The sequence below is a fragment of the Legionella qingyii genome, assembly GCF_003990155.1.
Taxonomy (GTDB): domain Bacteria; phylum Pseudomonadota; class Gammaproteobacteria; order Legionellales; family Legionellaceae; genus Legionella; species Legionella qingyii.
In genome coordinates this window covers 72320-84998 of the sequence record NZ_RZGX01000004.1, presented here as the reverse complement: position 1 = coordinate 84998, position 12679 = coordinate 72320, and the positions used below count along the sequence as shown (strand labels likewise).

The following is a 12679-nucleotide window of genomic DNA, read 5'->3' as shown; positions in this document are numbered from 1 at the left end:
TTATTAAACGATGGGGGTTGTTGATATGGAGGTGAGCTTATCTCCTCACTAATCCAAATAAGATTGATTACTTTTTAGTAATAGTCGCTTCACCAGGACCATTTATAGTAAGGGTATATCCGTTTTTAGATAAAAACTTTGGAGTGATATCTCCTGTATCAAGATCCATACGAACTTCACCTACCTCAATAGGATTTGATGTATTCGTGGCCATTTTAATTACTGCAGAGCATTGTTTACCTGTTGTGTGTCCGTAGCAGGCCAATTTTACGAGATTCCAGTAAACTTTTTGAGTTGAATTGGCGGGAGTTGGGTATGCAGAAGGGACGCCTGCTATATAAGCATTTGATTCTTCAGGAGTGTTATTATGCGTCATTAAATAAGTTGGACTTGCAAAAGCTGTTAAAGCACTGATGCCTAAAGCTACTGCTGAAAAACTTTTAAATATTAAATTCATTATCTCTCTTTCTCCGTTTAATTATAAATGATTGGCTAGTTTTTATTGAATTCACTATGATTAGTGACAAGTCAAACAGTTCTAAACCAATCGGTTTTTCTACATCAAAACCCATCAAGAGTATATCGGAAAATAACTAAGTGTCTATCACCGTAGGGTTCATAGACACCATATGCGTGGGTTTTTATTGTAAGAAAAAGTGATGGGCTGGGCATCTTATATGAATGATTTATTTTGACTTAACAAGCGTGCAATATCTTTTGCAAAATAAGAAATAATAAAATCCGCTCCAGCACGTTTTATCGCAATCAAACTTTCTATAATGGCCTGTTCTTCATTGATTAGCTTGTTTTGAGCAGCTATTTTAATCATTGAATATTCACCACTTACCTGATAAGCACAAAGAGGCACTTCAGGGAAATTTTGTTTTAGTTTTGCTATAACATCCAAATAAAATCCAGCAGGTTTTACCATGATCATATCGGCACCTTCCTCAAGATCCAGGGCTGTTTCTCTTAAGGCTTCAGCGCCATTCGCAGGATCCATTTGATAGGCCTTGCGATCACCAAATTTTGGTGCTCCTTGGGCTGCCTCTCTAAAAGGTCCGTATAGACAAGAACAATATTTGGCACTGTAACTTAAAATAGGAATATGTTGATATCCTTGTGCATCTAATGCTTGACGAATTGCATTCACCATTCCATCAGTCATTCCACTGGGTGCAACCCAATCAGCACCAGCTTGCGCATGACTTACCGCTTGTTTTGCAAGTAAAGCCAGAGTTTTTTCAGTATCAATGCATTCTTCAGTAAGCACACCACAATGACCATGATCTGTGTACTCACAAAAGCAAAGATCGGTAATAATGAGGATGTCTTTATTTACAGAACGAATTTTTTTTATCGCTTTTTGAATAATTCCTTCATGATGAAATGATTCACTACCACAAGCATCTTTTTGTTTAGGAATGCCAAATAGAAGTACTGCTGGAATGCCTAAGGAATAGAGCGACTCAATTTCTTTCGGGAGACAATCAAGACTTAATTGAAACTGACCAGGCATCGCACTTATCTCTTGCGGTTCATTAAGTAATTCACTGATAAATAAAGGAGCAATAAATTGCTGCGGATGCAAGCGTGTTTCTTTAATTAAGGCTCGGGACATCGGATTGCTTCTTAAACGCGTTAATCTTAATGGTATATTGTAGTCGGTCATGAATTAATTCCTATCATGTAGTTCATTCTGTGGCTAAGAGATCGAAGCGCCCAAAAAATTCGAGATATTTTAACACAACTCCTGTAACTTGGGTGAAGACGCAAGCCCTAACCCAGGGAGATGACCGAGAATTCCTCACCTCCCGATTACGTTTACTTGATCAAACCTGCATTTTAGTGTTTTCTTTTTTTTATTTTCTTATTGGAGGTATACAAAAAATCAATAGCGCTACTGCTATCACTGTTGCTAATTTGGATACTAAAAAATCGATTGAGTAAGTATCTCAGCGTCAACATATTCGCATCTGTTTGTGACAGACCGATGTTATAGCTTAAATAAAGACGCTTTGAAAGAGATTTTCCCACTACAAAGGAAGTCGTGTCGCTTGAGGTATTGGTGAGTTGATTATAGTTGGTATTCGTTTGTACATTAAAATCAATACCAACCGTTTGTTTGAGTTGTTCTAAAAGTTGGAGACTGTTCGTGGTGCTACCAAGATTCATCGACGATATAGCCGCTAGAAGTAATTGTCCTCCAGCCTTGTCTGCTTGGTTCGCGGGACGACCTAGAACAAGCATGGAAAGAATATCTGCTTGGGAAAGAGTTGAAGGATCAGAAAATAATTGTATTTTAGGACGGGTTAAGCGACCGGTTGCTTCTACGCCTAAAGTCATGGTTTCCCCATAATTAATATTTTGCACATCGGTACTATTAAAGTCTAAAAGTTGACTCGAACTAGCAAAGTTTGTTGAAGTAGTAGTAATTTTTTTTGCAGCACGGAGATTAATTCCCGGATTACTTATGGACCCACCAGTAAAGATTAATTGTCCTTGTTGTATTGCCAAATCCTGTCCGTAGGCCTTATAAGTACCCTGTCTCACTGATAGTTCACCATATGCATTGATTGAACTTTGTTGCGATTGTTTTAAATGCAGTACTCCATCCAAATAACCCTTTAACCCTTTTACATTAACTACAACTTCTTTTCCCATTTTAAGATCAATATCCATGCTATTAATCAAGGTAAACGAAGAGGATGATTTTTCCTTACGTTTATAAACCACATCATCGGGCAAGGAAACGCTGTTGTGGAATGAACGGGGTTTAATTTCAGCATAAGGAACCAAGATAGTGCCTGAAATGGATTGTACTGTTGGTGTTAAATGTAGATTGAGTTTTGGTGAAATGCCGACTTTGAATTCACTGGTTTGAACCAGTGGAAAATCATTGCCTTCCAGGGTGATATCACCTGTAAATTGGGTGCTTAGGTTTGCCTTCCCAGTAAGTGATAAATGATGACCTGAGGATACTATAGAACCTGTTGCTTCCCAAGAACGTTCCTTTCCACGTACATTCACCTCAAAAGAATCGATATTAAGTCCTAGCCGAGGTAAGAAAAAACTGGTGTTTATCAGTCTTAATTGACTTTCGATTTTTCTTTTACTCAAAGTACCGTTTACTTTTAATGAAGCAATCAACTGTCCTTTTAGTTTGCTAATTTCGGGGCTAATTTTTTGGATAAAATCCAAGGAGTTTAATTCCAATAATAATTCACTGTTGATTGGTTGCTCGTCTTTTAAGCCAGTATCAAGAGCAAATTTAGGTAATTGAAACTTCAGTTTTAAATTTTTATGTTCATCAATCGCTAAAATACCAGAACCTTTAAGATATTCAGGTGAAAGAAGGATCTTTAGAGAACCACCTTTGAATTGAAGCACTGGGAGGGTGTCATTACTGGGGTCATGATAAACACCAAGACGTATTGTGAACAATAAATTCCCTTGATTTTTAGCACTAATCTCACCTTGAGCTGATAAATTGGTATATAAACGAGCATGCTGGGGTGCACTATTCTGAGGGCTTAGATTTGCATCAAAAGTCCATTGCCAAGGCAAGGTTCCGCGAATTTTTGCCTTCATTAGCCAATGATCCTCAGGAGCAGTGGTCATTTGAGAATGCATATCAATTTGTAGATTGGGCAAGACACCGGTTGCTGTAATTGTTCCTTTTTCACTATCGATAACTTTATCTTGTTCCGTGTTCCATTGTAGGCCTTGCCATTGAGCAGTTATTAATTGGCTTTCCCATAGAGAATGAGGATGCAACTGTACATCCAATTGTTTTATTTTAATTTTAAGTGATTTATTTTGATATTCGATTCCGCTCACAGTAAAGTGATTTAATAGGCTACCCTCAATTTGATGAATTTTTATATTACCAGGAAGATATAAACGACTGAAATGAATTATCGTATGTAACCCCGATTGGGTTTCTAATAAAAATAAGGCAATTCCGCCTAATAAAATAAGAAATAACGAGCTAATATAAAGTGTTTTGACTAACACGTGCAGAGTTTTTACCAGAATTCGCTTCATAAGTCTGGTCCCATGCTGATTACTAATCGTGGACTGCTGCTATTCCGCTGCCATCGTTTATTGATTTCTTGAGCTAATCCTACTTTAATTGGTCCTATAGGTGAAACCCACATTAAACCACCACCTGCATCGAAATATCCAGCTAAAGGAGTTGGATTGTAAACAGCACCTGCATCATAAAATGCTATGACGTACCAGTTTTTTTTGGTTTCCTTTTGAATTTCAAAGCCACCGTAACTGAGTACTCTTCCGGGACCTATTGCATTAAAACTAAATGCTTTTAAATTATCTGCTCCTCCTAAAAGTAATGCAAGCGACAATGGTTGTTGATTGATGTTATTGATTGCTGTAACTCCTTGAATTGCATGTCCGTAAAGACGCAAACGGATTGGTTCTATTCGCATTGCAGCTTTTATATCCACGGAAGCTTGGGCAAAATTAATTGTCGACAAGAGAGCTTGATTTGCAGCAAGGCCATTAAGCGTGATGTTATATCCAGATGGCGAAAAAAGCAGATCTTGTGTTTTGCTAAACGTAAAACTTGCTTTTGGATAGAGTAGAAATTGTTTCGTATTTGGCTCTAATGCATAATGAAATCCTTCATATAAGGTATTGACTGATAAAGTGCGTTGATAATTAGTTACACGATGCTGTTGAGCCAGTGACATAAGAATCGAGTTACTATAACCTGCACTGTAGCTTAAATTCGAAAAGTTTCCGGTAAGAGTATATTGATCATTTACAGGGTTTTTTCCGGGAACAACATACTGGGCCTGTAATGCATTTTGAACAAAGGATCCTTGAGCCATAAGATTGAATTTATGTCCTTGGCTATTGACTGGTACTACATGTAAGGCAGCTCGGCCGCGAGGTCCTGTATCTGTTCCGTAACCTGCGCCAAGGGTATAAGAGTATTTGGATACAGGTTCAGTATAGATTTGTACAGGAGTTGTTGGGTTGTCTGTAATTTGTGGTTTAACGAGAACGGAACTAAAGTAGCCGCTGTTTGATAAATCATTGTTTAATTTAAGTATCTTATCTCCTGAATAGACTTGTCCTGGATGAAAAGGAACAAAACGATGCAGTAATTTAGGGTTAATGTATGTAGGGTTAAATTGTATTTGTCCAAAATAATAAAGAGGTCCAGTATCAAGAATGAGTGTGATTTCTGCTGTATAGTTATCTTCATCGATTAAAATTTCACTTTTCTTAAATCCAGCACGCATGTATCCCTGACTTTCTGCGCTATCAAGGAGTTTTAATTTAGTTTGTTCATATTGTTCCGTGAAAAGGGGGGCTCCTTGCTGTAGAGGTATATTTTTTATTGCATCACGCAAGACAGGATTATGCGCTCCTTCACCAATTATCTCCATTTTAAGCTGTGAAATCATGATTTGTGGGCCAGCATGGATGGTAATGAGCAACTGCTGCGCATTAGGTCTTTGAAGTGTTGCCTCGGCCTTAAAATAGCCGAAAGGTTGTACCGCTTGAAGTATTTGTTCTCTCAATTCTTCCAGGCTAAATTGGGAGAGAGGTTTTAATTTTTGTAATTCATTCAATCGTTTTTCAACGTTCGCCTCTACTTTTCCAGAAACTCCATGAATTGTAATGGATGCCAAGTCATTACTTTTAGCAAATAAAGCAAAACAGGTAATGAGAAGTATCATATAAATTAATTTCTTCATGATAGTCTCAGTACTCGCTTCACCAGAAAAATCCTCTTATTCTGCGTATAAAACGCTTTTATGAATATACACTTATTCGAAATTTAGGGCTAGGAATAAAATATATCTGCGCTGCACCCAGCCTACATTGCTGTTGCATTACTATACATCCGCCGTTTCCATGCTTTTGAGTCGATAAATCAAGTCAAGCGCCTCTCTAGCAGTCAATTGATCGGGATCAATTTGCGCCAATTCACGCAAAATAGGTGATTGAGGTTTTACTTGAACTATAGGTTGGGTTTGCAAAGTCGATGGAGTCTGATTTTGTACATGATGTAAGTGAGTGTGGGCAATTTTTAAAACCTCAGCAGGTATGCCGGCAAGCTCGGCGACCTCAAGCCCATAACTTCGGTTTGCATGTCCAGGCTCTACCCGATATAGAAAGATGATGCGACCAGTATCCAAAGAGGCTTGTAAGTGAGCATTCCGAATACATGACCACTGCTGGGGAAGATTTGTTAATTCAAAGTAGTGCGTGGAAAATAAAGTATAGGCCTTGATGGTTGTTGCAAGATAGGTGCAAGCGGCATAGGCTAGCGCCATGCCATCGTATGTACTGGTTCCGCGACCGATTTCATCAATTAAAACCAGACTTTCATGGGTTGCCTGTCTTAAAATTTGTGCTGTTTCAGTCATTTCTACCATAAAGGTTGAACGTCCAGAGGCTAAATCATCACTAGCACCAATACGTGTAAAAATTCTATCAATAGGTCCTAAAGTGACTGATTTAGCGGGTACAAAGCTGCCAATATGTGCTAGAAGTACAATTAAAGCTGTTTGGCGCATGTACGTTGATTTTCCGCCCATATTGGGGCCGGTGATAAGCAATATATTTTGCGATGGTTTAAGATGCAGGTCATTGGCGATAAAACGTTCTTGGAGCAAATGTTCAATTACTGGATGACGGCCGGCTTCAATGGTAATTTGCGATTCAGCTACAAGATTTGGACAACACCAATTGAAACTTTGTGCTCGCTCTGCCAGAGTTGTTATCACATCCAGTTGAGCTAGAGCCTGCGCTAATTGTGTCAATTCGTTTATATTGTTCTGGATTTCAATCAGTAAATTCTCATAAAGCCATTTTTCGCGTGCTAAGGCCTTTACTTGCGCCGATAATACCTTCTCTTCAAATTGCTTCAATTCTGGGGTGATGTAACGTTCTACATTTTTTAAAGTTTGTTTTCGGTGGTAATGAGGTGGTGCTTTCTCTGCTTGGGTTTTGGACAGCTCAATGTAATATCCTTGTACGTTATTGAAGCCAAATTTCAGCGAGGACAATCCAGTTGTTTGTTTTTCTTCCAGCTCCAATTGCATGAGTTTATCGTTGGCACGCGTGCTGAGCATCCTCAATTCATCAAGCTCTTCATCAAAACCGGGAGCTATAACGCCACCATCACGAATTAACATTGGTGGGTTTTCTATAATCGCGGATGCGAGCAATTGCTGGAGTACTGGTAGCGGTTTAATGTGGTTTTTTAATTGTACGGTGAGTTCGCTCTTGTTGTGCACAAGTACAGTATTCAGCTCGGGAAGTAACGCTAAAGTATGACTTAAAGCAACTAAATCACGTGGGCGAGCTGATTTTAGAGCAATACGCGAGATAATCCGTTCTACATCACATGTTTGTCTTAATAATTCATGGATAGATACATCGTTTTGCAGATGCAGTAGTTCCATTATCGCATCTTGGCGGGCTTTGATCTTGCCACGATGTTTAAGCGGTCTTCCTAACCAACGTTTGAGCAAACGACCGCCCATGGAGCAGGCCGTTTTATCCAGAAGAGATAATACGCTGTTTTCATGATTGCCATTGATATTATCAAATAACTCAAGATGTTTTTGTGTCGCGGCATCGAGTTGCAAGTAATCATGTGTATGTTCTAGGGTTATCGTAGTTAAATGAGGTAGCGATTGTTTTTGTGTTGTGTGTAAATAGGCCAGTAAAGCACCTGCTGCAACCAGTGCGGTGGTATATTCTTGTTCACCAAACGCGGCGAGATCATTTACTGAAAATTGCTCACATAAGAGTTTTTTGGCACTATCGAAGCAAAACTCCCAGCCTGGTCTTAGCTTAATTGGGAAATTTTGGCAGTATTCTTCCAGTGAGGATGTTTCTTGTAAGAGCAACTCTGCGGGTTGCAATCTCGTAAGCTCTGCGCTGAGTTGATTTGTTTCAGCTAATTCCAGTAAATGAAAACGGCCGCTACTTAATTCAACCCATGCGAGACCAATTTTTTGCTTTTGATGGTGAACGGCCAAAAGTAAATTATCTTTTTTAGCATCCAAAAGTGCTTCATCAGTCACTGTTCCTGGAGTGATAATACGGGTAACCTGACGTTCGACGGGTCCCTTACTGGTTGCAGGATCTCCTATTTGTTCACAGATAGCTACCGACTCGCCTTTTTTAATTAATCTTGCCAGATAATTTTCTACAGCATGGTAAGGAACGCCAGCCATAGGAATTGGTTTATCAGCAGATTGGCCACGATGGGTCAAAGTAAGATCCAATAATTGTGATGCACGCTTGGCATCATCAAAAAATAATTCATAAAAATCGCCCATACGGTAGAACAGGAGCATATCAGGATATTCTGATTTAATGCGTAAATACTGTTGCATCATCGGCGTATGGGAAGTTGTCATGAATGTTTTTACTCGAGTTTAAATTGCGGCGATTTTAGCAAAATGATCTAAGGTAGAGTAGAGCCTATTTGAAATGGTAGGGGAAGATTACTGGTTAATTTAGGGTATAGGGATAATTGTTGTGCAATTATTTTCCATATTGACCTTTGTAAATATCAAAAAATAAACCTTGGATTCAAGAATAGAATCTGGGATATTATCAAATAGACTAAATCTAATGACTTATAATGAACAGGCAAAGGAAATGCTATGTTAACTCCAAAGGATGTGAAGACCGTTGAAGCAGCCAAAAAAATTGTTGAAGAGCGTAATCTAACTCATGTCAAGGTTGGTTTATTTGATATAGATGGAGTTATGCTTGGAAAATATATGAGTCGTAATAAATTCTTCTCGGCTCTGGATAATGGTTTTTCTTTTTGTGATGTGATCTTAGGGTGGGACTCCAAAAATAAACTGTACGATAATGGGAAATATACTGGTTGGCACACCGGTTACCCTGATACTTTAGTGCGTATTCTTCCCGAAACGTGTCGCGATCTGGTTTTTGAAGAAAATCAGTTGTTATTTATGGCTGAATTTGCTGGAGAGGCTGAAGCCTTATGTCCTCGAGCATTGCTGCGTCGCATTGTTAATAAAGCGGATTCAATGGGGTATGTCGTCTATGCTGCCTTAGAATATGAATTCTTTATGTTTGACGAAACACCTGACAGTGTACGGTCTAAAAGCTTCCGCGATTTAAAACCCATGACGCCTGACTTCTTTGGTTATTCAATGATTCGCAATACCGTCCATGCGGATTTATATCATCAGATTCTCAATATGAGTGAGATTATGGACTTTCCTATTGAGGGGTTGCATGCGGAAACAGGCCCTGGGGTGATTGAAGCAGCGATTGCTGTAGATAAGGCCCTCGAAGCAGGGGACAAGGCTGCCTTGTTTAAAACATTTATGAAGGTTTTAGCGCAGCGCAACAATATGATGGCAACTTTTATGGCTAAATGGTCGCCGCATTATCCAGGTCAAAGCGGACATATTCATCTTTCTTTACGCCATAAAAATGAGGAAACCAGTGCGTTTTATGAACCTTCCATGCCCTATAATATGAGCCCAATTCAACGGCATTTTGTAGCTGGGCAACAGCGACTTATGCCTGAGTTTTTGGCAATGGTCTCGCCTACTGTGAACAGTTTTTCTCGTTTGATTCCAGGATTTTGGGCTCCAACTGATGCAACCTGGGGTGTAGAAAATCGTACTACGGCACTACGTGTTATACCGGGAAGTGATAAGTCGCAGCGGGTTGAATATCGTTTGGGGTCTGCCGATTCGAATCCTTATTTGGCTTTGGCAGCCGCTTTAGGCTCTGGTTTGTATGGAATCGAACAAAAACTGGAACCATATCCCGAAATTAAAGGCAATTCTTATACACAGCAGCACGAAGCAGAGCTTGCTTTACCTCGAACTCTTTGGGAAGCGGCTACTCGTCTTAAGGAATCAAAAGCCGCTCGTTCTTTATTTGGCGATTCATTTGTTGATCATTTTGCTGCTTCTCGAGAATGGGAAGAGCGCGAATTTCGCCGTCATATTACGGACTGGGAATTGGACCGCTATTTTGAAATTATTTAACCTGGGTTTACTCGATTATGAATGACACATTGAAAACCTATTCGCCTATAGATAATTCTTTATATGTAGAACGTGCTTTTGCCAAAGATAATGAGATTCAATTTGCTTTGGAGAGGGCATTAAATGCAAAAAAACACTGGGCAGCTACTCCCCTTGCCGAGCGCGAGAGATACTGTACTGCGGCAGTAGATGCTCTGGTTGCCAACAAGAATGAGATTGCCAACGAAATTTGCTGGCAAATGGGGAGACCCATCCGTTATGCTGCTGGCGAAATTAATGGTCTTGAAGAGCGGGCTCGTTATATGATCGCTGCTGCACGTGATGCACTTGTCCCGATCTCATTGCCTGAAAAAATGGGCTTTATTCGTTATATCAAACGTGAGCCATTAGGACTCACCCTAGTTATTGCTCCTTGGAACTATCCTTACCTTACTGCTGTAAATGCGATTATTCCAGCCATAATGGCTGGAAACGTGGTGTTGCTCAAACATTCAGCGCAAACACCACTTGTAGCGGAGCGATTTGACCAAGCATTTAGAGAAGCCAATCTTCCGCAAGGAGTATTTCAGTATTTGCATCTAACTCATTCCGATACGGAAAAAATTTTGCGCGATTCATCAATAAATAATGTTGCTTTTACGGGTTCTGTTGCTGGTGGAGCGATGATAGAACGAGTAACCGCGGGACGTTTTTTAAGTATTGGCCTTGAGCTTGGAGGAAAAGATCCGGCTTATGTCCGTTATGATGCTGATATTAATAATGCAGTTGATACACTTATGGATGGGGCGTTCTTTAACTCAGGTCAATCTTGCTGTGGTATTGAACGTATTTATGTTCACAAGAGTGTTTACGAGCATTTTGTTAACAAGGCAGTAGCCTTGGTTAAACAATATAAACTCGGACGCCCTGATGATCCTGAAACAACCTTGGGGCCACTCGTTCGTCCTTCTTCGGTGGCGTTTGTACGCGCGCAGATTCAAGAGGCATTGGCGCAAGGAGCTGTAGCACATATTGATAGTCGAGATTTTGTAATGGATCAACCAGGTTCTGCCTATATGGCCCCCCAAATTTTAACGCAAGTAAACCACAAAATGCGGATAATGACCGAAGAGACATTCGGGCCAGTGGTCGGTATTATGTCTGTTGATAGTGATGAAGAAGCTATTGCATTGATGAATGACAGCGAGTATGGGTTAACAGCCGCTGTTTTTACTCAAGACATTTCCCAAGGAATTGCTATTGGTGAACAACTTCATACAGGAACATTTTTTATCAATCGTTGTGATTATCTAGATCCTGCTTTGGCTTGGACTGGAGTTAAGAATTCTGGGCGTGGATGTACGCTCTCTTCTATAGGATATGACTTACTGACTAGACCCAAATCGTATCATTTAAAAACGATTAACAGAGAAAGGAATCTACCATAATGAGTACATTACTGATGGCTAATTGGAATTATCCCACTTCGATAAAGGTAGGAGCAGGGCGTGTTCGTGAACTTGTCGAAGTTTGCCATACCTTGGGAATAAATTCACCTCTCTTGGTCACGGACAGTAACCTTGCGAAATTACCGGTGATTGAGTCAATATTGACACATTGTCGTGATACGGGCTTGTTTATTTCCTTATTCGCCGATGTAAAAGCAAATCCATCGGGAGAAAATGTCATGGCAGGTGTAAATGCCTATCAAAAGGGGCAACATGATGGGGTTATTGCTTTTGGAGGAGGCTCAGCTCTTGATGCAGGTAAAGCCATTGCTTTGATGATTGGACAAAAGCGTCCTTTATGGGATTTTGAAGACATAGGAGATAATTGGCGACGCGTCAATGCGGCAGGTGTCGCTCCAGTTATTGCTATACCAAGTACCGCAGGTACTGGTTCTGAGGTTGGGCGTGCTTCTGTGATAACCGATACGCAACAACAACGCAAAAAGATTATTTTTCACCCTAAAATGATGCCGGCTATGGTTATTTTAGATCCTGAATTGACAGTTGCTTTACCACCGAATATTACGGCAGCAACAGGTATGGACGCGCTGTCTCATTGTTTGGAGGCCTATTGTGCTCCCGGATATCATCCGCTTGCAGAAGGAATTGCTCTTGAGGGGATTCGTCTAATAAAAGAACACTTACCTCGAGTGATGCAAAATGGTAATGATATAAATTCCAGGACACAAATGCTTGTAGCTTCTTCGATGGGGGCAACGGCTTTTCAACGTGGTTTAGGCGCTATGCATGCACTTGCTCATCCTTTGGGAGCAATTTATGATGCGCATCATGGGCGATTAAATGCCATTCTCATGCCTTATGTATTACACGCTAATCGATCCGAGATTGAATACAAAATAACGCGGTTAGCGACCTACTTAGAGATTGAAAATGGGTTTGATGGATTTCTTGATTGGATAATCCAGTTGCGTCAAGAATTAGGCATCGAGCACAGTTTAGCTGAAATTGGTATTGATAAACGACATGCGGCACGTATTGCAACAATGGCGACGGAAGACCCTTCAGCACAGAGTAATCCAATTCTTTTTGACATTCAACAATATGAACGCATCCTTATTGCAGCAATTCAAGGCGATTCTTCCCGTCATTCAGAGATGGTGATGATGAGATTGACAGAAGCACCTTAAGGACCAC

8 protein-coding genes are annotated in these 12679 nt (G+C 40.1%); 3 read left to right on the top strand and 5 right to left on the bottom strand.

The genetic code is table 11. The annotated features are described in order from the left end of the window. Nucleotides 1–67 precede the first annotated feature (67 nt). The 5 genes from ELY20_RS03940 to mutS all read right to left on the bottom strand — a co-directional run bounded on the left by ELY20_RS03940 (nucleotide 68) and on the right by mutS (nucleotide 8414). Nucleotides 68–457 (bottom strand): hypothetical protein, encoded by a 390-nt coding sequence (locus ELY20_RS03940; RefSeq protein WP_110141490.1) that lies wholly within the window; start codon nucleotides 455–457, stop codon nucleotides 68–70. A 216-nt stretch (nucleotides 458–673) separates the two neighbouring features. Beyond that, nucleotides 674–1672 (bottom strand): porphobilinogen synthase, encoded by a 999-nt coding sequence (gene hemB / locus ELY20_RS03935; RefSeq protein ID WP_110141491.1) that lies wholly within the window; start codon nucleotides 1670–1672, stop codon nucleotides 674–676. Between the two features lie 173 nt (nucleotides 1673–1845). Then, nucleotides 1846–4047 carry a translocation/assembly module TamB domain-containing protein gene (locus ELY20_RS03930; RefSeq protein ID WP_110141492.1) on the bottom strand — a complete coding sequence of 734 codons (2202 nt, stop codon included), beginning with the start codon at nucleotides 4045–4047 and terminating at the stop codon, nucleotides 1846–1848. Continuing rightward, the gene (locus ELY20_RS03925) at nucleotides 4044–5732 is read right to left on the bottom strand and encodes an autotransporter assembly complex protein TamA (RefSeq protein WP_110141493.1); all 1689 of its coding nucleotides are present in this window, start codon (nucleotides 5730–5732) and stop codon (nucleotides 4044–4046) included. Before ELY20_RS03925 ends, ELY20_RS03930 begins: the two co-directional genes overlap by 4 nt. Nucleotides 5733–5873: 141 nt before the next feature. After that, nucleotides 5874–8414 carry a DNA mismatch repair protein MutS gene (mutS, locus tag ELY20_RS03920; protein ID WP_110141494.1) on the bottom strand — a complete coding sequence of 847 codons (2541 nt, stop codon included), beginning with the start codon at nucleotides 8412–8414 and terminating at the stop codon, nucleotides 5874–5876. A 249-nt stretch (nucleotides 8415–8663) separates the two neighbouring features. On the opposite strand from mutS, the gene ELY20_RS03915 reads away from it, so the two are divergent. From ELY20_RS03915 to ELY20_RS03905, 3 genes are read left to right on the top strand one after another with little or no spacing between them, the layout of a single operon-like run. Continuing rightward, complete coding sequence (locus ELY20_RS03915; RefSeq protein ID WP_110141495.1) at nucleotides 8664–10037, top strand: glutamine synthetase family protein; 1374 nt, start codon at nucleotides 8664–8666, stop codon at nucleotides 10035–10037. A 17-nt stretch (nucleotides 10038–10054) separates the two neighbouring features. Continuing rightward, nucleotides 10055–11464: an aldehyde dehydrogenase family protein gene (locus tag ELY20_RS03910; RefSeq protein ID WP_110141496.1), complete on the top strand. Its 1410-nt coding sequence runs from the start codon at nucleotides 10055–10057 to the stop codon at nucleotides 11462–11464. Next, nucleotides 11464–12672 (top strand): iron-containing alcohol dehydrogenase, encoded by a 1209-nt coding sequence (locus tag ELY20_RS03905; RefSeq protein WP_110141497.1) that lies wholly within the window; start codon nucleotides 11464–11466, stop codon nucleotides 12670–12672. The genes ELY20_RS03910 and ELY20_RS03905 overlap by 1 nt, the downstream gene beginning before the upstream one ends. The last annotated feature ends 7 nt before the right edge of the window (nucleotides 12673–12679 follow it).